The 26019-nt window shown below is 70.7% G+C and carries 20 protein-coding genes and 1 pseudogene; 14 read left to right on the plus strand and 7 right to left on the minus strand.

Annotated elements, in window-relative coordinates:
* The first annotated feature begins 42 nt into the window (after positions 1-42).
* The 3 genes from Q0Z83_RS43265 to Q0Z83_RS43275 are packed head-to-tail and all read left to right on the plus strand — an operon-like array spanning position 43 to position 4816.
* Complete coding sequence (locus Q0Z83_RS43265; RefSeq protein WP_378078455.1) at positions 43-1926, plus strand: ABC transporter; 1884 nt, start codon at positions 43-45, stop codon at positions 1924-1926.
* A complete protein-coding gene (locus Q0Z83_RS43270; RefSeq protein WP_317789274.1) occupies positions 1923-3587 on the plus strand; it encodes a GTPase in 1665 nt (554 codons plus the stop codon). The genes Q0Z83_RS43265 and Q0Z83_RS43270 overlap by 4 nt, the downstream gene beginning before the upstream one ends.
* Before the next feature lie 32 nt (positions 3588-3619).
* Entirely contained in the window at positions 3620-4816 is a 1197-nt protein-coding gene (locus tag Q0Z83_RS43275) for a hypothetical protein (RefSeq protein WP_317789275.1), read from the plus strand.
* Positions 4817-4862: 46 nt separating this feature from the next.
* On the opposite strand, the gene Q0Z83_RS43280 is transcribed toward Q0Z83_RS43275, so the two are convergent.
* Entirely contained in the window at positions 4863-6248 is a 1386-nt protein-coding gene (locus tag Q0Z83_RS43280; RefSeq protein WP_317789276.1) for a hypothetical protein, read from the minus strand.
* Between the two features lie 428 nt (positions 6249-6676).
* Here Q0Z83_RS43280 and pdhA point away from each other — a divergent pair, with 428 nt between their 5' ends.
* The 8 genes and pseudogenes from pdhA to Q0Z83_RS43320 all read left to right on the plus strand — a co-directional run bounded on the left by pdhA (position 6677) and on the right by Q0Z83_RS43320 (position 18281).
* On the plus strand, positions 6677-7816 hold the full coding sequence (gene pdhA, locus Q0Z83_RS43285) for a pyruvate dehydrogenase (acetyl-transferring) E1 component subunit alpha (protein ID WP_317789277.1): 1140 nt from the start codon (positions 6677-6679) through the stop codon (positions 7814-7816).
* Entirely contained in the window at positions 7816-8793 is a 978-nt protein-coding gene (locus Q0Z83_RS43290) for an alpha-ketoacid dehydrogenase subunit beta (protein ID WP_317789278.1), read from the plus strand. Before pdhA ends, Q0Z83_RS43290 begins: the two co-directional genes overlap by 1 nt.
* A 5-nt stretch (positions 8794-8798) precedes the next feature.
* A complete protein-coding gene (locus Q0Z83_RS43295) occupies positions 8799-10304 on the plus strand; it encodes a dihydrolipoamide acetyltransferase family protein (RefSeq protein WP_317789280.1) in 1506 nt (501 codons plus the stop codon).
* A gap of 199 nt (positions 10305-10503) precedes the next feature.
* A complete protein-coding gene (locus Q0Z83_RS43300; RefSeq protein ID WP_317789281.1) occupies positions 10504-10644 on the plus strand; it encodes a hypothetical protein in 141 nt (46 codons plus the stop codon).
* 400 nt (positions 10645-11044) lie between these two features.
* On the plus strand, positions 11045-14956 hold the full coding sequence (locus tag Q0Z83_RS43305) for an LppU/SCO3897 family protein (protein WP_317789282.1): 3912 nt from the start codon (positions 11045-11047) through the stop codon (positions 14954-14956).
* A gap of 77 nt (positions 14957-15033) precedes the next feature.
* A pseudogene (locus Q0Z83_RS43310) lies at positions 15034-16826 on the plus strand (NHL domain-containing thioredoxin family protein).
* A 32-nt stretch (positions 16827-16858) separates the two neighbouring features.
* On the plus strand, positions 16859-17434 hold the full coding sequence (locus Q0Z83_RS43315) for an RNA polymerase sigma factor (RefSeq protein WP_317789283.1): 576 nt from the start codon (positions 16859-16861) through the stop codon (positions 17432-17434).
* Positions 17427-18281 (plus strand): CU044_5270 family protein, encoded by an 855-nt coding sequence (locus Q0Z83_RS43320; protein ID WP_317789284.1) that lies wholly within the window; start codon positions 17427-17429, stop codon positions 18279-18281. The genes Q0Z83_RS43315 and Q0Z83_RS43320 overlap by 8 nt, the downstream gene beginning before the upstream one ends.
* Here Q0Z83_RS43320 and Q0Z83_RS43325 read toward each other — a convergent pair.
* From Q0Z83_RS43325 to Q0Z83_RS43335, 3 genes are read right to left on the minus strand one after another with little or no spacing between them, the layout of a single operon-like run.
* Positions 18269-19012 (minus strand): LamB/YcsF family protein, encoded by a 744-nt coding sequence (locus Q0Z83_RS43325; protein ID WP_317797290.1) that lies wholly within the window; start codon positions 19010-19012, stop codon positions 18269-18271. The genes Q0Z83_RS43320 and Q0Z83_RS43325 overlap by 13 nt on opposite strands.
* The gene (locus Q0Z83_RS43330; RefSeq protein ID WP_317789285.1) at positions 19008-19847 is read right to left on the minus strand and encodes a 5-oxoprolinase subunit C family protein; all 840 of its coding nucleotides are present in this window, start codon (positions 19845-19847) and stop codon (positions 19008-19010) included. Before Q0Z83_RS43330 ends, Q0Z83_RS43325 begins: the two co-directional genes overlap by 5 nt.
* Complete coding sequence (locus Q0Z83_RS43335; protein WP_317789286.1) at positions 19844-20449, minus strand: 5-oxoprolinase subunit B family protein; 606 nt, start codon at positions 20447-20449, stop codon at positions 19844-19846. The genes Q0Z83_RS43330 and Q0Z83_RS43335 overlap by 4 nt, the downstream gene beginning before the upstream one ends.
* Positions 20450-20527: 78 nt before the next feature.
* Here Q0Z83_RS43335 and trhA point away from each other — a divergent pair, with 78 nt between their 5' ends.
* Positions 20528-21205, plus strand: a complete 678-nt coding sequence (gene trhA, locus Q0Z83_RS43340; RefSeq protein WP_317789287.1) for a PAQR family membrane homeostasis protein TrhA — start codon at positions 20528-20530, stop codon at positions 21203-21205.
* Between the two features lie 45 nt (positions 21206-21250).
* On the opposite strand, the gene Q0Z83_RS43345 is transcribed toward trhA, so the two are convergent.
* A complete protein-coding gene (locus Q0Z83_RS43345) occupies positions 21251-21529 on the minus strand; it encodes a DUF6458 family protein (RefSeq protein ID WP_317789289.1) in 279 nt (92 codons plus the stop codon).
* Between the two features lie 111 nt (positions 21530-21640).
* On the opposite strand from Q0Z83_RS43345, the gene Q0Z83_RS43350 reads away from it, so the two are divergent.
* A complete protein-coding gene (locus Q0Z83_RS43350; protein WP_317789290.1) occupies positions 21641-22159 on the plus strand; it encodes a SixA phosphatase family protein in 519 nt (172 codons plus the stop codon).
* Between the two features lie 420 nt (positions 22160-22579).
* On the opposite strand, the gene Q0Z83_RS43355 is transcribed toward Q0Z83_RS43350, so the two are convergent.
* Positions 22580-24436 carry an acyl-CoA dehydrogenase gene (locus Q0Z83_RS43355; protein ID WP_317789292.1) on the minus strand — a complete coding sequence of 619 codons (1857 nt, stop codon included), beginning with the start codon at positions 24434-24436 and terminating at the stop codon, positions 22580-22582.
* Positions 24437-24682: 246 nt separating this feature from the next.
* Between Q0Z83_RS43355 and Q0Z83_RS43360 the strand changes: the two genes are divergently transcribed.
* Entirely contained in the window at positions 24683-24838 is a 156-nt protein-coding gene (locus Q0Z83_RS43360; RefSeq protein WP_317789293.1) for a hypothetical protein, read from the plus strand.
* A 2-nt stretch (positions 24839-24840) separates the two neighbouring features.
* Here Q0Z83_RS43360 and Q0Z83_RS43365 read toward each other — a convergent pair whose 3' ends face one another.
* Complete coding sequence (locus Q0Z83_RS43365; protein ID WP_317789294.1) at positions 24841-25968, minus strand: PP2C family protein-serine/threonine phosphatase; 1128 nt, start codon at positions 25966-25968, stop codon at positions 24841-24843.
* Positions 25969-26019 lie beyond the last annotated feature (51 nt).

The raw sequence follows: 26019 nt of genomic DNA on the forward strand, positions 1-26019 counted from the left end.
GACCCTGTTGTCCTGGATGCATAGATCGTGCACGCTTTACCCGTGACGACGCACGGAGACGCGGTCGGTCCGTCGGCCCTTTCCGCCGTCCCCGCCCAATCGGATGAAAAGAACCAGGTCAGCGTGGCCACAGGTGGCCCACCAGAGCGTACGGGGGCGAGCCCGATCCGTCCGGAAAATCACGGAAACCGCCCTGAACCGGTCGAAGCACCCCCGGTGGTCGGCCGGCTGGCCACGGCCCTGAGCCGGTTACGGGCGGCGCTCGGCGCGGTCTCCTACCCACTTGTCCTCCCGTCCGCGGACGAGGCCAGACGAGTCGGCTCGGCCCTGGCCGCCCAGCTCGACGACTACCTGCTCCCACGCCTGGCCCGCCTCGACGCCCCGCTGCTGGTGGTCGTCGGCGGGTCCACCGGTGCCGGCAAGTCGACCCTGGTGAACAGCCTGGTCCAGGCACCGGTGAGCAACGCCGGCGTGCTCCGGCCGACCACCAAGTCGCCGGTGCTGGTGACCCACCCGGACGACGTGCAGTGGTTCGGCCGCGGCGGGCTGCTACCCGGCCTGACCCGGACCGGCCAGGCCAGTAACGCCTCGGATGCGCTGCAGGTGGTGGCCGCCCCGACGATCGGTCCCGGACTCGCCCTGCTGGACGCGCCGGACGTCGACTCGGTGGTCGACGAGAACCGTAAGCTCGCCGCCCAACTGCTGGCCGCGGCCGATCTGTGGCTCTTCGTCACCACCGCCGCCCGGTACGCCGACGCGGTCCCCTGGGAGCTGCTCAACACCGCCCGGCTGCGCGGCACGGTGATCGCCCTGGTCCTGGACCGGGTGCCGGTCGACGCCGCCGCCGAGATCGCGGCACACCTGGGCGAGATGCTGACCGCCAACGAGCTCGGCTCGGCGCCGCTGTTCGTGCTTCCCGAGACCGAATTGGATCAGCGCGGGCTACTCCCGGACGCGGCGATCGGACCGATGCGGATCTGGTTCGCCCAGCTGGCCGGAGACGCCGGCGCCCGCGGCACGGTGGTCCGGCAGACTCTGGACGGCGCGCTCGGCGCACTGGCCCCGGCCCTCAACGGGCTCGCCGAGGCCGCTGACGACCAGGTCCGCACCGCGTTGTCGCTGGACGAGCGGGTCGAGGCCGCCTACCGCACCGCCCACCACGTGACCGAGGAGGGTCTGCGCGACGGCCGGCTGCTCCGCGGCGAGGTGCTGGCCCGCTGGCAGGAGTACGTGGGCACCGGCGACCTGGTCCGCAACCTGGAGTCCCGGGTCGGCCACCTGCGTGATCGTCTGGTGGCGGCCCTCAGCGGTCGGACCACTCCGGCCCAGAACCTGCGGGTGGCGCTCGAATCCCAGCTGGTCACCCTGCTGCGCGGGGTGGCAACGGACGCGGCCGAGCAGGCGTACGCCGCCTGGCACGCCCATCCGGCCGGGGCCGCCCTGCTCGCCCCGGAGCTCCAGCACGCCTCGCCCGATCTGGCCGAACGCGCCGACCGCCTGGTCCGTGACTGGCAGCACTGGGTGCTCGACCTGGTCCGTACCGAGGCATCGGATAAACGCGCGGTGGCCCGCGGCGCGGCCTTCGCGGTCAACGGCGCCGGGCTGGCCGTCATGATCGCGGTCTTCACCGCGACCGCCTTCGTCCCCACCGGCCTGGAGGTCGCCGCCGGTGCGGGCAGCGCGGTCGCCGCACAGAAGGTGCTCGAAGCCGTCTTCGGCGACCAGGCCATCCGCTCCCTCGCCGGCCGGGCCCGCGCCGAATTGCTCGACCGGGTCGAGAAACTGCTCGCCGTCGAGGCCGCCCGCTTCACCGAGCGCACCTCGGCGGCACGCCTCGAAACGACTCATGGCACGCTTCTGCGCCAGACCGCCACCGAGGTGGAGAACGCCAGGAAGGAACTCGCTTTGACCGGGTCCGGGTCATGAACTTGGTGCAGAAGTCGCGCGACGAATCAGTCGACGCGGAGTCCCTGGCACGACGGCTGGAAGCACTCGCCCGATTCCTGCGGGTGGCCGACCCGTACCTGCCGGACGGTGAACTCGTAGCCGCGCACACCCTGGTCGAACGGGCCAGCGGGCGGCTCACCCTCTCCCTCGACCACACCGTGGTCGCGCTCGCCGGCAGCACCGGCAGCGGCAAGTCCAGCCTGTTCAACGCGCTGGCCCGGTTCAAGCTGTCGCCGGTCGGGGTGCGCCGGCCGACCACCGGCACCGCACACGCCGTGGTCTGGGGACCGCTGGAACCCGCCAACCGGCTGCTGGACTGGGTCGGCGTGCTGCCCCGGCAACGGTTCGTCCGGGAGAGCGCTCTGGACGGCGACGACGAGGCCACCCTGCGCGGTCTGATCCTGCTCGACCTGCCCGATTTCGACTCGATCGAGCGGGCCCACCAGCTCGAGGTGGACCGGCTGCTCGGCCTGGTCGACCAGATCGTCTGGGTGGTCGACCCACAGAAGTACGGCGACCGCGTGTTGCACCAGGCCTACCTGTCCCAGTTCAGCACTCACGCCGGTGTCACCATCGTGGTGCTCAACCAGGCCGACCGGCTCACTCCGGCCGACACCGAGGTGGTCCGCAGCGACCTGGCCCGGCTCCTCGAAGAGGACGGGCTGACCGACACACCGGTGATCGCCACCTCGGCGAAGCAGCCGGGCATGCTCAGCGACCTGCGGTCGGCGCTGGAGTCGACGGTCGCCAACCGAAAGGCCGCGCTGCGCCGGCTCGCCGCCGACCTGGACGCGGTCGGCGAGGACCTGGGCGCCATGATCGGGCCACCGGCCGCCGAGGACGAGGTGGACCGGACGACGGTACGGCAGCTGTGCGACGCGCTGGCCGAGTCGGCCGGGGTGCCGGGAGTGGCCGACTCCACCGCGGCGGCGTACCGGCACCGGGCCGCCGCGGCGACCGGCTGGCCGCTCGTCCGCGGGCTGCGCAGGCTGCGGCCGGATCCGCTGCGCAAACTCCACCTCGCCGAACCGGTCAAGACCGACTCGGTGTCCACGGATGTCGTACCGCGTACCTCCGTGCCGGAGGCCGACGCCGCGCAGAAGTCGGCGGTCGGCCTGACCGTCCGGGCGGTCGCGGCCCGCGCCGCCGCGCCGCTGCCCGAGGTGTGGTCGCCGTCGCTGAACAGCGCCGCCCGTTCGAAGGCGGCCGACCTGCCCGACGCCCTGGACCGCGCGGTGGCACAGACCGACCTCGGCCTGGAGCAGCCACCGGCCTGGTGGCGGGCCGTCGGGGTGCTCCAGTGGGTGCTGCTGGCGACCGCGGCGGCCGGCCTCGGCTGGCTCATTCTGGGGTACGCGTTGACCGCTCTCGGCCTCCCCGAGATCGACGGGCCGACCGTCGGTGTGGTCCCGCTGCCGACGCTCCTGCTGCTCAGCGGCCTGGCCGGCGGTCTGCTGCTGTGGCTGGTGTTGCGTCCGATCATCGAGGCCGGCGCACGCCGCGCCCGGCGCCGGGCCGAGTTGCGGCTGCGGGCGGCGGTCACCGAGGTGGGCCGTGGCTACGTGGTCGCGCCGGTGCGTGAGGTCCTGAACGCCTACGCCCAGGCGAGAGAAGCTCTCAGCGTCGTACGAGCGGAGTAGTTCCGGGGCATGTCGCGGCGTAGGCTCGCGGCATGCCCGCACCCCGGACGGTCTACGACGCCGTGCTGCAAGCAGCCCGTGACGTCACGAAACTGGGCTGCGCGCTCGATGCCGAAATGCTCGGCACCGCCCTGCTCGGCAGCGTCTACACGGTCGCTTCCGAGGATCGGGCCGCAGCCGTCCGCGACTTCGTGGGCCGGTTCCTGACCGCCACCACCGATCCGGACACCCCGGCCACCGCGACGATCCGCGAGGTCTTCGCCACCCTGGTGCCCGACGCCGACGGAGCGGCCGAGGTCGGCCACGCCACCGAGGCGCCGCTGTGGGCCACGCAGCTCGGCCGCGTCCGGCCCACCGGCTGCTGGGCGTATGGGGACGTGTATGGCGACCAGACCTCCTACCTGGTCACCTACGCCTACGAGGACAGTTCCGACGGCGGGCCGGAGCACGCCGTGGTGGCCCTCGTCGACCACAACATCGGCATCACCAAGGACGTCTTCGTGGCCACCTCGGCCGCGCCGCTGCTCGACCAGGTGCGGGAGATCTGCGACGCCGACGAGCTGACCTGGTTCCGCAGTGAGGATCCGGGCCGGCTGCGCGACGAGGTGGGCCGGCACCTGCGGGTCACCGACGAGCTGAGCGACCTGCCGTCGGACGGTTCGCTCTCCACCGACCGGGCGCTCGCCGCGGCCCGGCTCGCCCTGCTCCCGGCCGTGAACACGCCGCCGCTCACCGAGCCGGCCGGTCCGACCGGGCAGGATCTGGTCCGTGACTTCCTCGCCTCGCCGGAGGCGACCCGGTTCGACCTGACCGGCGGCGGCGCGGCCGACGTCGCGTCGATGGACTTCTGCCTCAGCCTGGTGCTCGATCACGCGGCGACCCTGCCCGGTGGTGATCCGCTGCGCTGGAGCCCGGCGGTCGCGGGGCTCTTCCTGCTCGACTGGGTGCACCGGCGGGCCGTCCTGGATCTGGACGACGCCGCGATGATGCCGCGCGTGGTGCGGGCCTGGTCGGCGTATTCGACCGGTCGGCGCAACCTGCCGGCGGCGGCGGTCCGGGAGACCGAGGACGCGCTGGAGGAGCTGATCCCGGAGTTCGCCCGGCTCTACACGACTGGCGAGCGGCGCAGCCCGGCCACCGCGGCGGTGGCGCAGCTCATCTCCGAGGGCGTGGACCCCAACGACTCCGCCGCCATCGACGCCTGGCTGGAAGCCAACCGCGACGAATGACCCAGCCCCGGCCGGCCCCCAGACAGCTCTCGCGACCAGCCGGGGTTCAGCGGCGGTTCATGTAGTGGGCGTCCGGGTCCGCGTGGTGACGGCCCACCCGGGTGCTGCGGTTGTAGGAGGCGTTGCGTTCCTCCGGGTAGTTGGTGTGTTCGGCGCGATGCATCCCACGGTAGGGGCGGTTCGCGCGCCGGTTCTCCTCGGAGTTCGAGTCGGTCAGCAGACGGCGCACCACGTTCAGGTTTCCGTCGGAGGGACTCTGTTCGAGGATCCGGGACGGGCGGATGTTGTACGGGCGTTCGGCCACTGCTGACCTCCGGCTGTGTCGGGGCCGATCCGTGGATCGGCGATCATGGGCTGTGGAACGGTGGTCACGCCGGTGCGGGTCGCCGGCCGAGCGCTGGGTCGTGTCCGCATGGTCGGGAGGCCGCCGGCTGGAACGTTCAGACGCGAAGATGGTCTTCTCGCAGGCGGAATTCCCAGGAAAATCCGGTTTACGCGGTTCATCGTAATTTCTGGGATCGTCGTGGTGGTCGTCGACCGGTCGTCCGGGTTCGTGATGAATGTCCGGCAGGTTCGGAACATCCGGGAGATCGTCGGGCTCCGGGCGGACCTCCTCGCTCGGAACCGCCGGCAGGTCAGGCACCGTCGGGATAGCCCGCCGCGCGAGTGACGCCCCGGCCCGCGACAGTGACCACCCGCTCCGAGACGGACGCCCATCCGACGACGAATGCGCCTTAGCCGGAGACGACGGCAGCCCGTCACGGGACGGACGCGGCTCACCCTTCGACGAGTTTCGCGGCGAACTCGCACCATCAGTTCCGGAAGAGGGTCGCGCCTTCCCACCGGAAGTCGGCGCCGATCGGGCCGAATCCCGGGAATGAGCCGAGCGGGCCCGCCCTTTCCCAGCGGACGCCACGCCGGACGAAGAGGCGGACGCCGACGAAGCCGGAGGCGCGGACGATGCGGAACCGACCGTGGGCGCGGAGGACGACGTAGGGCCGACCGTGGGCGCCGGGGCTCGTGAACCGCCCGGCGACTCGGCCGGCCGCGGGTCCCGGGTCGGGACGGACGTCGAGGAGGTGGTCGGGCGCGGGCTTTCGCCGTACCCCTGCACGGGTTGGGAAGGAACCGCGCGGGACGGCATGTCGGGGGCCGGCGGCAACGGTGCCGGACGCACCGGCCCGGTCCCGGCCGGCGGCAGGAACGGCACGTCGATGGCGCCGGTGCGGCCGTCCCCGGTGATCTCGCCGGATCCGGTGGTCAAGATCGCGAGGGTGGGCAGCGAGGCGAGCCCGACCAGCATCACCACCATCAGCACGTAGCGCCGGGTCGTGCCGGAGAAGCCGTGGTCCTCGCGGTACACCCCGTCGATCCGCTTGCGCAGCACCTTGAAGGGCCGCGCGAAGTCGTCGTCATCCGGTACGTGCGGCACGCGAGGCTCCTCCCAACGAAGTCCGAACGAAGACCAACGAAGTCCGACCGGAGACCCAAAGATCAATTTGAATCCGTCCCGGTCATTGGGGATGAACGACGGCGGGCACGGGAAGGAGCGGCATGAAAGGGCTATTAGTACCGAAGTGACTGGACAAAATAGAGTAAAAGCGACAAATAGTCGTCCAAGAATTCTGGATTCGTGATCCACGCAGCCTGTAACGGTGGTCACTCTCTCTGTCAGGATGGGGACGACGGCATCGCCGCTGTCGCCATCCGCCGACCAGCGGGGCCACGGCGTCCGTCCCGGCTTCCAGCCGGTGCTCGCCGCGCGGCAACCCACACCCGGGCCAGGCGCGGCACCTGAGAGGTCCGCCGCGTGGCCGGGAGACACCCGCCGCGGGCGCAACGAGGAAACAGGAGACACGGATGGCGAAAGGCGAGAGCGTGGCCGGGACCGACATCCCGCCCGGCGGCTTCGTCCAACTGCTGACCCCCGACGGCGAACGCATCGACAGCGTCACCGCCGCCGACGGGACGACGTATTCCGTCGACTTCACCGACGAGGAGTACCGCGAGCTCTACCGGGACCTGGTCACCGTCCGTCGCCTCGACACCGAGGCGGTCGCCCTGCAGCGGCAGGGCGAGCTGGGCATCTGGGCCAGCCTGCTGGGCCAGGAGGCGGCGCAGGTCGGCTCCGGCCGGGCGCTGCGGCCGCAGGACATGGCCTTCCCGACCTACCGCGAGCACGGCGTCCTCTACTGCCGCGGGATCGACCCGATCATGCCGTTCGGCCTGTTCCGGGGAGTCGACCAGGGCGGCTGGGACGCCAACGAGTTCAAGTTCAACCAGTACACGATCGTCATCGGCTCGCAGACACTGCACGCGACCGGCTACGCCATGGGCGTCACCATGGACGGCAAGACCGGTTCCGCCGACGGTGAGGCCGTGATCGCCTACTTCGGCGACGGCGCGACCAGCCAGGGCGAGGTCAACGAGGCGTTCGTGTGGTCCGGGGTGTTCAACTCCCCGATCGTCTTCTTCTGCCAGAACAACCAGTACGCGATCTCCGAGCCCCTGGAGCGCCAGACCCGGGTTCCGCTCTACCAGCGGGCCGGCGGCTACGGCTTCCCCGGCATCCGGGTGGACGGCAACGACGTGCTGGCCACGTTCGCGGTGACCCGGGCGGCGCTGGACAACGCGCGTAACGGCCAGGGCCCGACGCTGATCGAGGCGTACACGTACCGGATGGGCGCGCACACCAGCTCGGACGACCCGACGCGTTACCGCATCTCGAGCGAGGTCGAGTCGTGGAAGGCGAAGGACCCGATCAGCCGGCTCCGGGCCTTCCTGAGCAAGCAGAAGATCGCCAAGAAGGACTTCTTCGCCGAGGTCGACGAGACCGCCAACAAGAAGGCGCTGGATCTCCGGGAGCGGGTGCTGGCGATGCCCGACCCCGAACCCGTGACGCTTTTCGATCACGTCTATCCCAACGGTTCGCCGGAACTCGACGCGCAGCGTGACGCGTTCACCCGGTACCAGGCGTCGTTCGAGGGGAGTGGGCACTGATGATCACACTGGGCAAAGCTCTCAACCACGGCCTGCGCCGCGCGATGGAGGACGACCCCAAGGTCGTGATCATGGGAGAGGACGTCGGCAAGCTCGGCGGCGTCTTCCGGATCACCGACGCCCTGCAGAAGGACTTCGGCGAGAATCGCGTGATCGACACCCCGCTGGCCGAGGCCGGCATCGTCGGGACCGCGGTCGGCCTGGCCATCCGCGGGTTCCGGCCGGTCTGTGAGATCCAGTTCGACGGGTTCGTCTTCCCGGCCTACAACCAGATCGTCGCCCAGGTGGCGAAGATGCACTACCGGTCCAAGGGCAAGCTGCGACTGCCGATCACCATCCGGATCCCGTTCGGCGGCGGCATCGGCGCGGTCGAGCACCACTCCGAGTCGCCCGAGGCATACTTCGCGCACACCGCCGGGCTCAAGGTGGTGACCTGCTCGAACCCGGCCGACGCGTACACGATGATCCAGCAGGCGATCGCCTCCGACGACCCGGTGATCTTCTTCGAGCCCAAGCGGCGCTACTGGGAGAAGGGCGAGGTCGACCTGGACGCTCCGCTCAGCGGTGCGTTCCCGCTGCACTCGGCACGGGTGGCCCGGCCGGGTAGCGACGCGACGCTGCTCGCGTACGGCCCGATGGTCCGGGTGGCGCTGGACGCCGCCTCGGCCGCCGCCGAGGACGGCCGCGAGCTCGAAGTGATCGACCTGCGCTCGCTCTCGCCGATCGACTACCCGGTGCTCTTCGAGTCGGTCCGCCGGACCGGCCGCGCCGTCGTCGTCCACGAGGCGCCCGGCAACGTGGGTCTCGGCGCTGAGATCGCCGCCCGGATCACCGAGGAGTGCTTCTACTCACTGGAAGCGCCGGTACTGCGGGTGACCGGATACGACATCCCCTACCCGGCCGCGCGGGTCGAGGAGGAATACCTCCCCGACCTGGACCGGGTGCTGGACGCCGTCGACCGTTCGTTCGGCTGGTGACGCCGATGTCCCGGATCAAGGAGTTCAACCTGCCCGACCTCGGTGAGGGTCTCACCGAGGGCGAGATCCTGTCCTGGCTGGTCAAGGTGGGCGACACCATCGAGCTCAACCAGCCGATCGTCGAAGTCGAGACCGCGAAGGCGGCGGTCGAGATCCCGGCGAAATGGGGCGGCGTAGTCACCCGGATCTTCCACGAGGCGGGGGCGGTGGTCGAGGTCGGCCAGCCGATCATCGCCATCGACACCGACCCGACCGCGGGTCCGGTGCCGTCGCCCGATTCCGCGCCGGCTTCCTCTTCCTCTTCCTCGTCCGAGGACGGCGAGACCGAAGCCGGCCTCATCGGTGGTCCGGCGCCCGGCGGGCGGACCGCGGTTCTCGTCGGTTACGGCCCGAAAACGACAACGGCAAAACGACGACCCCGCAGCGGTACGGCCACGACTTCGACAACCGCAACCACACCCACCCCGCCTCCGGCGGCTGCCGCCCCGATCGTGGCCGCACCGATCGTGCCGGCTCCCGTGGTCCAGCCCGTCGCTCCGGCGACCGTCCCCCCGGCGGCCGTCTCCCCGGCCGTCATCTCACCCGCGACGGCCTCCCCGGCCGGACGGACCGGGCCGGTGCTCGCCAAGCCGCCGGTTCGGAAGCTCGCCCGTGATCTCGGCGTCGACCTCGCCGGAGTCAACGGGACGGGCCCGATGGGTTCGGTGACGCGGGACGACGTACAACTGGCGGCTTCTCGCCCGGAAACGCCGGCCGAGACCGCTGCGGCGACCGTGCCCACCGCACCGGCCGCGGTCTTCGACGCATCCCGCGAGCAGCGCATCCCGATCAAGGGGGTGCGGAAGCTGACCGCGGAGAACATGGTCGCGTCGGCGTTCTCGGCACCGCACGTCACCGAGTTCCTCACGGTCGACGTGACGCGCTCGATGAAGGCGCTGGAGAAGCTGAAGTCGCGGCCCGAGTTCGCCGAGACCAGGGTGTCGCCGCTGCTGCTGGTGGCGAAGGCGGTGCTGCTCGCGGCGAAACGTCATCCGATGGTCAACTCGACCTGGTCCGGGGCGACCGGGGAGATCGTGATCAAGGACTACGTGAACCTCGGCATCGCCGCGGCGACCGAGCGTGGCCTGATCGTCCCGAACGTCAAGGACGCCGGCCGCCTCACCCTCCGCGAACTGGCCGAGGCCCTGAACACGCTGGTCCGGGTGGCCAAGTCGGGGAAGACCCCGCCGTCCGACATGACCGGCGGCACACTCTCGATCACGAACGTGGGTGTGTTCGGCATCGACACCGGAACACCGATCCTGCCTCCGGGCGAGTCGGCGATCCTGGCCTTCGGCGCGATCCGGCCGATGCCCTGGGTGCACAAGGACAAGATCAAGGTGCGTCAGGTCACCACACTCGGGCTCTCCTTCGACCACCGGATCATCGACGGCGAACTGGGCTCGAAGTTCCTGCGTGACGTGGGTGCGTTCCTGACCGACCCGGAGGCGACACTGCTCAGCTGGACCTAAGGACCGTTGGTCACACATGGCAGGTGACCTTCGATCCTTAGGTTCATGACCCAGCTCACCCCTTAATTCCCTGGCGGAGCGCCCGTTGTCGACCGATACTTGAGTCGACAACGGGACGCGCGCCGAGGGGGTCCGCCACAAGCGGTCCGGCGACGCTCGTCAAGCCAGACCCGCCACCGCGGGAGAAGTGAGCACTGCCATGAACATGATCGACCGCATTCGCCGCAACCGGATGATCAGCCGCCAGAACCGTGCCATCGAGCGCGCGATGCAGGCGGCGCCCACGCAGGCCATGCGCGACGAGATCGCCGTCATCGCCCAGCGTCGCTGGACCAACTGAGGTCCCAGGCGTTTTCGCACACGACGTTCCAGCCCGTCCGGGTCACCCGGGCGGGCTGTTTCGTGTACGCGTGAACAGGGCTCCGGCGTTACCAGAATCACGTCCTCCTCGTTTCCGGGATCGCACCCTGTTCGTGTCTGATCTCAACCTTGAAGATCGGTAAGAGGTCCCCAAGGGGCGTACACCGGGATTCCTCCCGCCGCGCCCGCCCGGTACCGTGGGCACGGTCCCCGAACCGGCACGGCCGATCGGCGAGGGAGACCGGGGCCACCCGGGCAGCGACAACGCCCACGGCCTCAGCACGGCCAGGCCGGAAAGCTGGCACGACCCCTGGCGGAAGGTCGTCGGTGGAGTCGCGTCCGTGCAAAGCTGGCACGGCCGCATCGATGAGGAGGCGCGTATGACGTCCGAGGGGCAGCACGCCGGTCAGCCGGCCGAGGCCACGTCGGGCGGACCCACGTCGGGCGGGTTCCCGCCCGACCCCGACGCACAGCGGATCGCCGGCCGGGCATCGGCCCAGCCGCCCGCTGAGGGCTTCCCCAATTCGTATGGTCCGCCGCCGACCAGCACTCCGGGCGGTGGCTCACCGTTCGTCGTGCCCGCCGTCTCCACCTTCGGCGCCGGCTCCGGCCAGGGCGGCACCTCCTACGGTTCGGCCCGGGTGCCGCAGCCCGAGGCGTCGCCGTATGGTTCGGTCTCCCCCGAGGCCGCCGGTACCGCGTCGCCCTACGGTTCGCCCCCTGGTCAGTACGGTCCGCCCGGCACTCCGCCGACGCCGTATGGATCCGCGCCCTCCTCCGGTGCCGCGTCCGTCCCGGCGCCCGCGCCGTTCGACGCCGGCCAGCCGCAGCCGTCCTGGACCCCGCCCGGTTCCGCCACCCCGCCGCCCCCAGCGGCCGAGCCCGGCGCCGCGGGATCGTTCGGTGGCGGCTTCCCACCCCCGGCCGCACCGGAGCCGTCCGGTGGTCGGCTCACGTCGAGTGGGCTCCCGACCCGCACTCCGGGGGCCACCGCGCCCGAGGACGGTGGTCTCGGCCGCTCCTTCTCCGCATTCGGTGACCAGCCGGTCCGGGTGCCCGGGGCCAGCCTCTCCGACCTTCCGGACAATTCGGCCCCCGGCACGTTCAGCACCGGCCCGGCACAGAACAGTTGGATGCAGAACGTTCGCGGGTCCGAGACCCCGGATTCCGCTCCGCCGCAGCCGGCCAGCACCACGTTCCCGTCCCGGCGCGGCGAGGGCGGCGGCTTCCCGCTGCGCGCCCCGGCCGGCCCCGGCACCGAGTCGCCCTCCGGCAGCCAGCCCAGCCTGGACCTGCCGGTTCGGGGCCGGCAGCCGTTCGGCAGCACCCCGCCCGCGTCCTCGTCCGATCAGGCTCGCGAGCCGTTCGGCAGCCCCTCCCCGCTCAGCGGGGGTGGATTCCCGCCGCCGTCGGATGCTCCGCCGTTCGGCAACCCGCCCGCGGACGCTTCCCGCGACCCGCTCGGCGGTGCCACGTTCCCCCCGAGCGGCGACGCTCCCGCGTTCGGCGGCCCGCTCTCGTCGCCCGGTGACGCTTCGGCGTTCGGTGGGTCGACCGCACCCGCGGGAGACGGTTCCGCGTTCGGTGGGTCGACCGCACCCTCGGGAGACGGTTCCGCGTTCGGTGGATCGGCCGTGCCTTCGGGTAACCACTCGCCCGCCCCCCTGGGAGACGGTTCCGGGTTCGGTGGCGGATCGTTCCCGCCGCCCGGTGACGCCCCCGCGTTCGGGGGTTCCGCCCCGCCCGCCGGGGACGGTTCCGGGTTCGGTGGCGGCTCCTTCCCGCGCTCGGGCGACGCTCCCGCGTTCGGTGGATCGTTCCCGCCCGCACCGGAGTCCGGCCCGCGTGACGGTGGCGAGCAGCCGCTGTCCGCAGCCGGCTACCCGCAGCGTGTCCCGGGTGCGGCGCTCTCCACGGGTGGCGCCCTCCCCGATGACCAGCAGGGTGGTTCCTCGGTCCCGCAGCCGCGTGACCCGGCGAAGAAGCCCGCGGTCGGCTCGGCCCGACCGGTGACCGCGAGCGCGTCGGTTCCCGGTGTCCGGGTCACCCCGGCCGAGGCTGCCGAGCTTCCCCCGCCGTCCAGCGCCGCACCGCAGGCCCGCGTCTACGGCCGCCCGGCCCCGGCAGCCCCGGACGAGGCCCCGGCCACCAACGACGAGTCGCCGTCGGGCGGTTTCGCGGCAGCACCGTCCACCGCGTCGCCGTATGGTGACCAGCCCAGTGGCCTGCCCCAGCGAGGCGAGGGCGGTGGCCCCGCCCCGCAGTACCCGCCGGGCAAGCCGAGCGGCCTGCCGCAGCGGGACGAGAGCCCGTCCGGTGGTTTCGCCCCGGCACCGACCTCGCCGTTCGGCGGGCCGCAGCAGGGTGAGAGTGGTTTCCCGCCCGCGCCCACGTCGCCGTACGGTGCGCCGCCCCAGAACGACCCGCTCGGCGGCGGCGCCCAGAACAGCCCGTTCGGCGGCGCCCAGAACGACCCGCTCGGTGGCGGGCCCCAGAACAGCCCGTTCGGCGGCGGCTCCCCGGCGGGTGATCCGCTCGGCGGGCCTTCCCAGCCGGGCCAGAACGACCCGTTCGGTGGGCCGCAGCAGGGCGACCCCTTCGGTGCGCCGTCCTCGAACGATCCGTTCGGCAGGCCCGCCCAGCAGGGCGATTCGTTCGGTGGCCCGTCTCGCCAGGGTGAGAACGGGCCGGCGCAGCAGGGTGAGAACCCGCTCGGCGGCTTCCCGCCCGCGCCGACCTCACCGTTCAGCGGATCCGCCCGCCCGGGCGACCCGTTCGGCGGACCGCAGCAGGGCGACAGCGCCGCGGGTGGCTTCCCGCCCGCTCCCACCTCCCCGTTCGGCGGCCCACCGCAGGGCGACAACCCGTCCGGCGGTTTCCCGGCCGCGCCGACCTCGCCGTTCGGCGGACCGTCGCAGGGCGACAAGCCGTTCGGTGGCCCGCAGCAGGGCAGCGACCCCTTCGGCCAGCCGTCAGACCCGTTCGGTGGCCCGCAGCAGGGCAACGACCCGTTCGGCCAGCCGTCACAGGGCAACAGCCCGTTCGGTGCTCCGCAGCAGGGCAACGACCCCTTTGGCCAGCCATCGCAGGGCAACAGCCCGTTCGGTGCTCCGCAGCAGGGCAACGACCCGTTCGGTGGTCCGCAGCGTGGTGAGAACCCGTCCGGCGGGTTCGGCCTGCCGCAGCGGGGTGCCGACGACCGCAGTGGCGCCACGCCGTTCCCCGGTTCCCCGGGCGGCGAGCAGCCTGGTGGTTTTCCGCCGCCCGTCTACGGCACTGCGGCCTCGCCCTCCGGCAGCCCACAGGATGGGGGCCGGTTCCAGCCGCCCTCCAACGATGATCGTTTCCAGCCACCGTCAGGCGACGGCTTCGGCGCTCCGGGCGGCACCCATGGCAGCCCCGGCGCTCCGGGCGGCCCCGGCACCCCGGGTGCTCCGGGTGTCGCCCCGCAGTCGCCGGCCCGGGCCACTGCCCGTGCCACGGCGAGCGCCCGCGTCACTCCGCCGGAGGCGCAGCCGGGTGGCGGATCGCCGTTCTCGATGCCCGGTTCGCCGCAGTTCCCCGGTGGTGACGGTCAGCCGTTCCCGGGCGCCGGTGACCCCGGTGCTCAGCCGCCGTTCCCGGGCAGTGGTCCGGCCATGCCGGGTTCGCCGCAGTTCCCGGGCCAGTTCGGCGACCAGTCCGGGCCGCCCTACAGCGAGTTCGCCTCGGGTGGCCACAGCCCGATGCCCGGCGGCTTCCCGGACCAGTACAACGAGCACACCACGGACGTGTCCGGCCGGGGCAACTCGCCGTACGTTCCGGCGCCCGCCCTGCCGCCGATGCCCGGTGAGCAGCCCGGCGGCGCGTACTCGGGTGGCCCGGCGACTCGTGCCACGGTGACTCCACCGGGTCCGGAGGACACCACGAGCTGGCCCGGGCCAGCCGACGAGCAGGGCCGGTTCGACCAGTTCAAGGCCGATCCGCCCGCGCCACCGCCGGCCCCGTCGGGGAAGGTGAACGTCCGTACGATCCCGGTCGCGCTGGCCGTCGTGCTGGGTGCGGCGCTGCTGCTGAGCCTCGTGTTCGGCCTGGTGTACCTGATCTCGGGTGACGACTTCAGCGTGTCCCAGGGTGAGTGCGTGAAGCGTGACGGCAACACCCCGGTGGCGGCCGCGTGCACCGAGCCGGAGACGTTCACGGTGGTGTCGATCGTGACCGCCAAGGAGCAGTGCGGTGACGTCTCCCAGCCGTACATCGTGGTGCCGAAGGACGACGGTGACCAGGTGCTCTGCCTGAAGAAGAACGGCTGATCAAGAGCGCTTCCAGGTGAACGGCCTCACCCCGGGGTGAGGCCGTTCACCGTTGGTGGGTGAGGCACCATGGCGGGATGGAATTTCGCGTGCGTGCGCCCGAACTCAAGGGTCGCGGTTGGCTCAACACCGGCGGCAAGGCCCTCACCCTGGCCGATCTGCGCGGAAAAATCCTAATATTGGATTTCTGGACCTTCTGCTGCATTAATTGCCTGCACGTCCTGGACGAGCTGCGGCCGATCGAGGAGAAGTACGGCGACGCGATCGTCGTGATCGGCGTGCACTCGCCGAAGTTCGAGCACGAGCGTGACCCGGCGGCGCTGGCCGCGGCCGTGGAGCGGTACGGCGTACACCACCCGGTCGTCGACGACGGCGACATGCACGTGTGGCAGCAATATGCGGCGAAGGCATGGCCGACCCTGGCCGTGGTGGACCCGGAGGGTTATCTGGTCGCGTCGATGGCCGGCGAGGGGCACGCCGAGGGCTTGTCCCGCCTGATCGACGAGCTGATCACGAAGCACGAGGCGAACGGCACGCTGCACCGCGGTGACGGGCCGTATGTTCCGCCGCCCGCACCGGAGGGCCTGCTCCGCTTCCCCGGCAAGGTGATCGAACTGCCGGGCGGCAATCTGCTGGTCTCCGATTCGGCCCGGCATTCGCTGGTGGAGCTGACGCCGGATGGAGAGGCGCTGGTCCGCCGAATCGGCAGTGGCGTCCGGGGCGAGCCGTTCAGTGAGCCGCAGGGCTTGGTGTCGCTGCCGCCCGCGGTGGCCGAGGTGGCCGGTTACGACGTGGTGGTCGCCGACACGGTCCATCACCAGTTGCGCGGGTTCAGCACGGCGACCGGCGAGGTGACGCTGGTGGCCGGTTCGGGACGGCCGTGGCGGTCCGCGGTCGACGATCACGCGCACGACGCGCTGGCCGCCGACCTGTCGTCGCCGTGGGACCTGGCCTGGTTCGACGAGAAGGTGATCATCGCGATGGCCGGGATCCACCAGCTGTGGTGGTTCGACCCGATCAAGCGCACGGTCGGTGTCTACGCGGGCACGACCGTGGAGGCGCTGCGCGACGGCCCGATCCCGGATGTGTGGATGGCCCAGCCGTCCGGTCTGTCGGTCAGCGCGGATCAGAGGCGGCTGTGGATCGCGGACAGCGAGACGTCCGCGCTGCGCTACGTCGAGGACGGCGTGATGCACACCGCGGTCGGTCAGGGGCTGTTCGATTTCGGTCACGTGGATGGTCCGGCGGCCGAAGCCCTGTTCCAGCATCCGCTCGGCGTGGCGGCTCTGGCCGACGGTTCGGTGCTGGTGGCGGATACATACAACGGTGCGGTCCGGCGGTTCGACCAGGTGTCGAACGAGGTGTCCACGGTGATTCCGGTCTGGCCGAGCCGAGTGACGTCCTGGTTCTCGCCGACGGCACGGTGGTCGTGGTGGAGTCGGCCGCGCACCGGCTGACCCGACTGGCTCCGGGTGTGGTCAAGCGGGTCGACGGGGAGCGGCACAAGACCGAACGGCCGCCGTCGCACCTGGCTCCGGGCGAGGTGACCCTCGACGTGATCTTCACGCCGGCGCCCGGGCAGAAGCTGGACAGCCAGTTCGGTTCGCCGGTGCGGCTGGTGGTGTCGGCGTCGCCCGCGGAATTGCTCCTGGCGGGTGAAGGCACTACTACTGACCTATCGCGAAAAATCGTACTCAACCCGGATGTTCCTAAGGGTGTTCTGCAGGTCGTGGCGCAGGCCGCGACGTGCGATGTGGACGCCGAGTTCGGGGCCTGCCACCTGACCCGGCAGGACTGGGGTGTGCCGATCGTGATCGACCCGGCCGGCCCGGACCGGCTCCCGTTGATCCTGCGCGGTCTGGATGCGTGAACCCATCACCGTCGAGTGACGGATAACGGGGCATGAGAAGCGACAGCGAGCCGGACGACGCCGCGTTGCTCCGCGAGGACTTCGCGGCGTTGTTCGATCGACATGCCCCACACATCCACCGCTATCTGGCTCGACGTCTCGGCGATCAGGCGGCCGACGATCTGGTCGCCGAGACGTTCCTGACCGCGTTCCGCCGCCGTGGCACGTTCCGGGCGGATCAGCGCGACGCCCGCCCGTGGCTCTACGGGATCGCCACCCTTCTGGTCGCTCAGCATCGCCGTGACGAGGTCCGGCGGCTGCGCCTGCACCGGGTCGTCCCGGCCGAGCCGGACACCCAGTGCCACGCCGATCGGGTGGCCGCCGACGTCACCGCGGCCGCCCTGCGGGATGTCCTCACCTCGGCGCTGGCCGACCTGGCCGCCGGTGACCGTGATGTCCTGCTGCTGATCGTGCAGGAGGAACTGACCTACGAGCAGGTCGCGGCCGCGCTCGACATTCCGGTGGGCACGGTCCGTTCCCGTCTGCACCGGGGCCGAAGCGTTCTGCGTGCCGCGCTGGGCGGCCGTAATCCGATGCACAGCACCGAGGAGGGGGTTCGTCATGGATGAGATCACGCTGGTCCGGGAATTGGGCGAGGAGAAGCGGCTGCCGTCGCCGGACCGTCTCGCCGCCGCACGAACCCGGTTGATGTCCGAGATCGACCCGCCGAAGCGGCCCCGCCGATGGGCCGCCCTCCTGGCCGCCGCAGCCGCCACGGCCATCGCGGCGGTGACCGTCCCGCAGATCGTGACGCCGAATGCACAGCCACCCGCCCCGGCCCCGAGCGTGGCGCCGGGACCGAAACTGACGCCTGTCGCCGCCTTCCTGGACCAGGCCGCCACCGCCGCCGAGAACGAGCCTGACGTCGTCCCGCGCGGCGACCAGTTCCTCTACCTGCGGTTCATCGAGTGGGGCGGCGATGCGAACGAGGCCTGGCTGTCGATCGACGGCCGGCACGACGGGTGGGGCGTCGACCAGGACGGAAAGTACGCGACGATTCCGGGCTGCGCGGTCGGCGGCGACTGCCGGGCGGTGGTGCGCTACCGAGCCGACATGCCGACCGACCCGAAGGCGATGGTCGCGTGGCTGCGTGCGACGGCCCGGAAGGACTTCGGCTCGGACAGCCTCGACGCCGTCACCAAGTATCTCGGTACCGTCTCCACCCGGTTCTGGATGCGTCCGGCCCAGCGGGCGGCGCTCTACCGGGCGATCGGCCTGATCGACGGTGTCCGGCTGGTCGAGGGCGTGACCGACTCACGTGGTCGCGACGGTGTCGGCGTGGCCTGGGTTCCGACCGGTCAGACCAGTGAGGTCGTGGTCTGGGTCTTCGACCCGAAGACCTTCCGGATGCTGGGTACGCCGGAGTCGAGCATCGACGAGATCGCGCTGGTGGACCGCGCCCGTCAGAAGGCCTGAACCGTCAGGCGGTCCGCGAGCCCGGCGCGGACCGCCCGAGCCAGGCGCACCGCTCCCGGGGTGTCGCCGTGCAGGCAGATCGACCGCACCCGGCACTCCACGATGGAGCCGTCGACCGCCGCGACCGAGCCGTCCACGGCCATCCGCACGACCCGGGCGACCACCTCGTCCGGGTCGTGCACCAGCGCATCCGGCCGGGACCTGGGCACGAGCCGCCCGTCCGGCAGGTAGCCGCGGTCGGCGAAGCCCTCGCCGACCACGGTCAGCCCGGCCTCGGCGGCCCGGATCGCGAGTACCGACCCGGGCTGGCAGAGGACCGGCAGCGCCGGGTCGTAGGCGACGACCGCGGCCACCACCGCGGACGCCTGCAACTCGTCGACAGCGGCGGTGTTGTAGAGGGCGCCGTGCGGCTTCACGTAGCGCACCCGGTCACCGGCGATCCGGCTGAACGCCTCCAGCGCCCCGATCTGGTAGACGATGTCGTCGCGCAGCTCGTCGTGGGCGTACTCGATCCGCCTCCGTCCGAATCCGGCCAGGTCGCGGTAGCCGACCTGGGCGCCGATCACGACGCCCTTCTCGACCGCCCGTCGGCATACCGAGGCCATCGTGGACGGATCGCCGGCATGGAAGCCGCAGGCCACGTTGGCCGAGGTCACCACGTCGAGCAGGGCGTCGTCGTCGCCGAGCCGCCAGGCGCCGAAGCCCTCGCCCAGGTCCGCGTTCAGATCAATCGAGCTCACGGAACCTCACGCTAGTGCCCGGACGCGCCTGCGCGAGGGGTGTGACGTCGTCGACAACTCCGATCACCGGATATCCGCCGGTCGTCGGGTGGTCGGCGAGGAAGATGATCGGCTGCCCGTCGGCGGGCACCTGGACGGCACCGAGGACGACCCCCTCGGAAGGCAATTCGCCGACGTCTCTGCGGGTCAGGGCATTGCCGGCGAGCCGCGCGCCGACTCGGTTGCTCAACGGGCTGATCTGGTACGCCGAACCGAACAGCCCGTGTGACTCGAACCAGTCGTCGCGCGGCCCGAGCCGGATCCCGAGCACCAGTTCACCGCCGATCCGGGCCGGTTCCCCGACCAGCGAGGGCGCTCCGCTGGGCACACCGACGGGCAGGTCGGCGCCCTCGATCAGCCGGGCCGGCCCGAGCCCGGAGAGGGTGTCGGTGGAACGGCTGCCGAGCACCGGTTCGACGTTGATGCCACCGGCCACCGCGATGTAGGACCGCACGCCACGACTGGCCCGCTTGATGTCGAGCACGCCACCCGCCGGCACCTCGAACAGTTGCTGGCCGTGTGGTCGTTCGACCGGACGCCCGTTCACGTCGACCTGGGCGACCGCGCCGGTGACCGCCACCAGCGCCGCCTCGGCGAACCGCAGGGCACAGCCGAGCAGGGTGGTCTCCAGGCCGGCGGCGTCGTCGGGGTTGCCGACGAACCGGTTGGCGAGCCGCAGGGCCGGTTCGTCGAGCGCGCCCGAGCGGGGTACGCCCAGATGCGCGTGACCCGGCCGGCCCAGGTCCTGCACGGTGGTCAGCGGTCCGGCCCGCAACACGGTGATCATGCCGCCACCAGCCGCACGCGAGTCCCGGGGGTGAGGAGGGCAGGCTGCTTCCGCCGTACATCGAAGAGGTTTTGATCGGTGTGACCGACGAGCCGCCACCCGCCCGGCGACGCTGTGGGATAGATGCCCGCGTAGCCGCCGGCCAGCGCGACGGCGCCGGCCGGGACGCGAGGCCGCGGAGCGGCGAGCCGGGAGACCGCCCAGGCGTCCGGAAGTCCCCGCAGATAGGCGAATCCAGGGGCGAATCCGGAGAAGGCGACGTGGAGTGTCGTGTCGGTCAGGCGCTGGATCGCCTCGTCCGTGGTGACGCCCCAGAGTTCGGCGACGGATGCGAGATCCTCGCCGTCGAAGACCGTCCGGATCTCCACGAGGGGCCCTTCGGACTGAATTCCGCCGAGTGCCGGCTCCCATCGCGGTAGCAGTCCCGCAGTGCCGGGAGCCACTCCGTCGAGCAGGATCGTGCGCGCGCCGGGCACGATCTCGACCGCTTGCAGCTCACCTTTTTCGCGGCGTTGCCACAGCTCAGCGCGCCAGTCCTCGACCCGGTCGGCATCATCGCACTCGATCAGTAGCCCGGCCGCCCCCACCCGTCGTATCTTCATGTGGAAATCATCCGGCAGCGTCAACCGTATCCGGCATCACTACCCCTCAGTAACCTACGGTGCCGTAACCTGGAACGCGTGACGACCTCAGCCCCGTTCCGGATGAAGCCGACCGACCTCGGCAAGCCGCGACTACGCGGCCGGTTGCATCAGTACGCGTTCTTCGTCGCGCTCGTCTGCGGCATCGTGCTCAGCTCGATAGCGCTGAGCCGCCCCGGCATCTCACCGTTCGTCAGCTGCCTGATCTACAGCATCACGGTGTGCGGCCTGTTCGGCATCAGCGCGCTCTACCACCGCCGGGTGTGGAGTGAGCGCGGCTATCAGATCATGCGGCGCGCCGACCATTCGATGATCTTCATCTTCATCGCCGGCAGCTACACGCCGTTCTGTGTGCTGCTGCTCGAGGGCACCCAGCAGGTCGTCCTGCTCAGCCTGGTCTGGGGCGGGGCGCTCGGCGGCGTCGCGCTGAAGATGGTGTGGCCGCACCTGCCCCGCTGGGCGGGCGCACCCCTCTACGTAGCGCTCGGCTGGGTCGCGGTCGCGATCATCCCCGAGGTGCTGCACGTCGGCGGTGTCACCTGCCTGGTGCTGCTGCTCGTGGGTGGCGCCATCTACACGATCGGCGCGGTCTTCTACGCGCTGCGGCGGCCCAACCCGTGGCCGACCGTTTTCGGTCACCACGAGTTCTTCCACGCCTGCACACTGGTCGCGGCGATCTGCCACCACATCGCCGTCTACTTCGCTCTGTACGCCTAGCTTGCGCAGAGAAATGCCCCGGGCTCGTGCACGGGGCATTTCTCGTCAGGAGTACGCCGGGGGAGGCGGCGGCGGGACGTCGTCGCGGCGGACCTCGCGATACTCGGAGGTGTAGCCCGCCCCGGCGACCGGCGCCTGCGTGCGGGTCACCACGGTACGGCGACGGCTGCTCCAGAACGACAGCGTGATGACCAGGCCGACCAGGCCGGCCAGCATCAGGATCCAGCCGATCACGCCGATGTCCAGTCCACTGATGTCCGCCTCCACGGCGAACGCCAGGATCGCCCCCAGAGCGAGCAGGAAAATGCTTGCACCGATGCCCATCGGACCCTCCTCGGGTGTCCGCCCGGCCGTGCGAGCCCGCTCGACCGTGATGAATGCGTTGATCGAGCGTTTACCCGCACGCACCGAATCCCAATCAGGCAAGCTGTACCGATGACCACGCGGACGCTCATCCTTCTGCGCCACGCCAAGGCGGAGATCCCCGGCGACTTCGACGATTTCGACCGTGCCCTGTCCGATCGGGGCGGCCTCGACGCCGACGCGGCAGGCGCGTGGCTCGTCGACGAGCGGCTGCATCCCGACCTGGTGATCTGCTCACCGGCCAAGCGCACCCGGCAGACCTGGCAGAACGCCGCGATCGCGCTGGCGCAGGGCCGCAACGGGCAGCCGTCGCCCGAGGTGCACTACCCGGATTCGCTCTATCTGGGCCGCAGCGGCGAGGTCTTCGACCTGCTGCACGAGGTCGCGGAGACGGTCCGGACGGTGCTGATCATCGGCCACAACCCGACAATGTCCGAAGTGTCCGCTCTACTGCTACCTGATGATCAGTACACCGGCACAGTCGTCGAGATGAAGACGTCCGGCCTGGCCGTGCACACCGGCGAGAAGCCGTGGCCGTCGGTGGAACCGGGTTCGATGCGCCTGACCCGGTCTCACACCGCTCGGGGCTGAGCCCTACCTCCGGTACCAGGTCCGGGTGCTCGTGTACTTCACGTTGCCGAGCTTGTCGTACGCCCGGACCTGGACCTTCATGGTCTTTGTTCTTCGGCCATTTGCTGATCGTTACGGCGGGACCGCTGTTGTCCGCGACGATGATCCGCGGGCCCAGCATGCGGGCCTGACCGAACCGGTCGGTCACCCGCCAGTCGAGTCGCACGTTTCCGTTGTAGGAGCCGGTCTTGACGGGCAGTACGAACGGTGCCGTGTAGTCGGTTCCGAGAAGCAATCCGCACCCGATGAGCCCCCGCGCTCGGCGATCCACGATGGAATCGACGATCATCGTAGCCGGTGGCCTCGAGAAGACTCAGGCCCGGCGGACGTCGTTGTCCGCCGGGCCTTCGCCTTTTTCAGGAGAGTGGGAAAAGCTTCAGATCAGAACGCGTCCTCGTCCAGGTCCATCAGGTCGAGGGTGGTGTTCTCGATGATCCGGCGGTCGGCGCCGATCCGCGGCAGGATCTCCGCGACGAAGAAGCGGGCCGCGGCCACCTTGCCGGTGTAGAACTTCTTGTCCGCCTCGGAGACCTCGCCGTTCAGCGCGGTCAGGGCGACCTCGGCCTGGCGCAGCAGCAGCCACGCGAGGACCACGTCGCCGAGGGCGAGCAGGATCCGGCGCGAGCTCAGGCCGATCTTGTACATCTCCCGGGCCTCGCCGTTCTGCACGGCCTGCAGCCAGCCCAGGGTCACGCCCAGGATGTTCTGCATCTCGGTGAGCGCCTTGCCGAGGGCGAGCCGCTCGTTCTTGAGCTGACCGTTGCCGGCCTCGCTCTCGATGAAGCCCTGGATCTCGGCGGCGACGGTGCCGAGCGTACGCCCGCCGTCCTTGACGATCTTGCGGAAGATCAGGTCGAGGCTCTGGATCGCGGTGGTGCCCTCGTAGAGGGTGTCGATCTTCGCGTCCCGGACGTACTGCTCCAGCGGGTAGTCCTGGAGGAAGCCGGAACCGCCGAAGGTCTGCAGCGACTCGGCGCCGAGCAGCTCGTACGCCCGCTCCGACCCGACGCCCTTGACCAGCGGCAGCAGGAAGTCGTTGACGTGGCTGGCGATCTTCGCGGTCTTCTCGTCGCCCGCGGCCTGCGCGATGGCGACCTTGTCCTGCCAGGTCGCGGTGTAGATGACCAGGGCGCGGAGGGCCTCGGCGTACGACTTCTGGAGCATCAGCGAACGGCGTACGTCCGGGTGGTGGGTGATGGTCACCCGCGGCGCGGCCTTGTCGGTGTTCTGCACCAGGTCGGCGCCCTGTACGCGGTTCTTCGCGTACTCCAGCGCGTTGAGGTAACCGGTGGACAGGGTGGCGATCGCCTTGGTGCCGACCATCATCCGGGCGTTCTCAATGATCATGAACATCTGCCGGATGCCCTGGTGCACCTCGCCGAGCAGCCAGCCCTTGGCCGGGGTGCCGTGCTCACCGAAGGTCATCTCGCACGTGTTGGAGACCTTGAGGCCCATCTTGTGCTCGACATTGGTGGCGTAGACGCCGTTGCGCTCACCGAGCTCACCGGTGGCCGGGTCGAAGTGGTACTTCGGCACGATGAAGAGCGACAGCCCCTTCGTACCGGGACCGCCCACGCCCTCGACGCCCACCGGGCGGGCCAGGACGTAGTGGATGATGTTCTCGCTCAGGTCGTGCTCGCCCGAGGTGATGAAGCGCTTGACGCCCTCGATGTGCCACGAGCCGTCCGGCTGCGGGATGGCGCGGGCGCGGCCGGCACCGACGTCCGAGCCGGCGTCCGGCTCGGTGAGGACCATGGTGGAGCCCCACTGCTTCTCGACGAAGAGCTTGGCCCACTCCTTCTGCTCCTCGGTGCCCTCGGTCCAGGTCACGTTGGCGAAGGACGGACCGGACGAGTACATCCAGACGGGGGCGTTGGCCCCGAGGATCTGCTCGGCCACGGCCCAGACGAGGCTCCGCGGCGCCGGGGTGCCACCGAGGCCGGTCGGCAGGTCGAGCCGCCAGAACTCGGACGCCATGAACGTCTCGTAGGACTTCTTGAACGACTCCGGCAGCGGCGCGGTGTTCGTCGCGGGGTCGAAGACCGGTGGGTTGCGGTCCGCGTCGGTGTAGCTGGCGGCCAGGTCCTCACGGGCCAGCCGGTCGACCTCCACGAGCACGTCGCGCGCGGACTCCAGGTCGAACTCGTCGAACGGCGCCTGGCCGAGCGACTTCTCTGCTCCGAAGACCTCGAACAGGTTGAACTGGAGGTCACGAAGGTTGCTCTTGTAGTGCGTCATGGTGCTTGGCCCCGCTCTCCGGACGCGAGTTACCCGTCAGTAACCCCACTCTATTACTCATCGGTAGCCAGCGACAACCCAGGCAGGGTTTCTGGGCAGACCCACCAGGAAGGGGCGTGGGTCAGTCCGATCGGGTGGCTGTCGATACAGCCGTTCGGCCATTTGCCTACTTCGACACGCTGATCACGTATCGCGGGCACGGACGGCTCGTTCTTAGGGATAGACAGCTACGAACAGGGGGACGCCATGTTCGCCACGCTCAAGAACCTGATCCCGGAGCCGCGCCAGGCCAACCAGCCGCGCAACTACGTCGGGCGACACCGTCAACCCGACCAGGTTCCACCAGTTCCAGCGCCGACCTCGCCGGCCGTCCCGGTCGAGACCGAGGACAGCGCGGCCTGACATCAGCTGCCCGCGGCTCCGACTTCCCAGCTCGGCACCGAGACGGCAGCGCCGCCGTCCGGACCGGCGTACTCCAGCAGAACCAACGCGATGTCGTCCTCGAGACGCCCATGGACCCAGTCGACCAGGGCCGTCTCCAGCGACGCGAGACCGTCCCCGACCGTGCCGTGGCCCAGCAGGCGCCACGCACGGTCGGCGGTCGGAAAGAACTCACCGTCCCGCCGCGCCTCGCCCAGCCCGTCGGTGAACAGCAGCAGCCGGTCGCCCGGCTCCAGACGCTCCACCCGCGCCTTGACCTCCGGCATGAAACCGAGAGGCGGTGCCGGCGCGGGCGGCTCCAGCGGAATGACCTGACCCCGCCGCAGCAGCAGCGGCGCCGGATGTCCACAGTTGACGATCGTCAGGGTGCCGCCGCGCTCCTCGACCAGAGCCGCTGTGACGAAATCCTCATCGCCGACACTGCGGGCCACCGCCCGGTCCAGATCCTGCACGATCGACTTCAGATCGGCCCGCTCGTACGCGACATGCCGATACGAACCGAGCACGATGCTCGCCAGGCGTACCGCGTCGAGGCCCTTACCCCGTACGTCCCCGATGATGATCCGAACGCCGTAAGGCGTGTTGAGGGCCTCGTAGAGGTCGCCTCCGATGTCCGCCGCAGCCGTCGCCGAGATGTACCGGCCGGCCACCGCCAGCGCGCCCACCTGCGGCCCGATCGGTCGCAGCACCGCCTGCTGGGCCACCGCCGCCAGCCGTAGCAGCTCGGCGATCTTCTCGGCCTGCCGCTGGCGGATCGTGGCACCGGCGGCGGCCACGCCGGTGGCCAGCACGATGCCCATCAGGTTGACCAGGCCGGCCATGCCGACATTCGGACCGGCCAGCCCGACGAAGACCGCCCCGACCATCGTGGCGACCACGCCGGTCCCCAGGACCAACTGCCAGACGGCGAAGACCGCGGCCAGGAACGGCACCGCCGCCAGCAGACCGACATAGTCCACGCCGGGCTCGGTCGACTCCACGGCGGACACGACGGCGAGCAGCACGAGGGCCGCGCCGATCCCGGCGCGGTTCCCTGGGCTCAGCGGGCGTCGTCCCGCCATGAAAGTAGGCATGGTTCCGCCGAACAGCATGCCCGATCGACCTGACGTCGGGCATCAACTTGACCCGTAGGCTGAGTCGGT

The organism is Actinoplanes sichuanensis (assembly GCF_033097365.1).
Lineage (GTDB): Bacteria > Actinomycetota > Actinomycetes > Mycobacteriales > Micromonosporaceae > Actinoplanes > Actinoplanes sichuanensis.

Excerpts from the sequence above, each read along its gene's own strand:
- Q0Z83_RS43335 (WP_317789286.1), bottom strand. The coding sequence starts at position 20,449 with ATGAAGATACGACGGGTGGGGGCGGCCGGGCTACTGATCGAGTGCGAT.
- Q0Z83_RS43305 (WP_317789282.1), top strand. The coding sequence starts at position 11,045 with ATGACGTCCGAGGGGCAGCACGCCGGTCAGCCGGCCGAGGCCACGTCG.
- Q0Z83_RS43275 (WP_317789275.1), top strand. The coding sequence starts at position 3,620 with ATGCCCGCACCCCGGACGGTCTACGACGCCGTGCTGCAAGCAGCCCGT.
- Q0Z83_RS43300 (WP_317789281.1), top strand. The coding sequence starts at position 10,504 with ATGAACATGATCGACCGCATTCGCCGCAACCGGATGATCAGCCGCCAG.
- Q0Z83_RS43295 (WP_317789280.1), top strand. The coding sequence starts at position 8,799 with ATGTCCCGGATCAAGGAGTTCAACCTGCCCGACCTCGGTGAGGGTCTC.
- Q0Z83_RS43360 (WP_317789293.1), top strand. The coding sequence starts at position 24,683 with ATGTTCGCCACGCTCAAGAACCTGATCCCGGAGCCGCGCCAGGCCAAC.
- Q0Z83_RS43315 (WP_317789283.1), top strand. The coding sequence starts at position 16,859 with ATGAGAAGCGACAGCGAGCCGGACGACGCCGCGTTGCTCCGCGAGGAC.
- Q0Z83_RS43345 (WP_317789289.1), bottom strand. The coding sequence starts at position 21,529 with ATGGGCATCGGTGCAAGCATTTTCCTGCTCGCTCTGGGGGCGATCCTG.
- Q0Z83_RS43320 (WP_317789284.1), top strand. The coding sequence starts at position 17,427 with ATGGATGAGATCACGCTGGTCCGGGAATTGGGCGAGGAGAAGCGGCTG.
- Q0Z83_RS43355 (WP_317789292.1), bottom strand. The coding sequence starts at position 24,436 with ATGACGCACTACAAGAGCAACCTTCGTGACCTCCAGTTCAACCTGTTC.
- Q0Z83_RS43350 (WP_317789290.1), top strand. The coding sequence starts at position 21,641 with ATGACCACGCGGACGCTCATCCTTCTGCGCCACGCCAAGGCGGAGATC.
- pdhA (WP_317789277.1), top strand. The coding sequence starts at position 6,677 with ATGGCGAAAGGCGAGAGCGTGGCCGGGACCGACATCCCGCCCGGCGGC.
- Q0Z83_RS43330 (WP_317789285.1), bottom strand. The coding sequence starts at position 19,847 with ATGATCACCGTGTTGCGGGCCGGACCGCTGACCACCGTGCAGGACCTG.
- Q0Z83_RS43290 (WP_317789278.1), top strand. The coding sequence starts at position 7,816 with ATGATCACACTGGGCAAAGCTCTCAACCACGGCCTGCGCCGCGCGATG.
- Q0Z83_RS43365 (WP_317789294.1), bottom strand. The coding sequence starts at position 25,968 with ATGCTGTTCGGCGGAACCATGCCTACTTTCATGGCGGGACGACGCCCG.
- Q0Z83_RS43270 (WP_317789274.1), top strand. The coding sequence starts at position 1,923 with ATGAACTTGGTGCAGAAGTCGCGCGACGAATCAGTCGACGCGGAGTCC.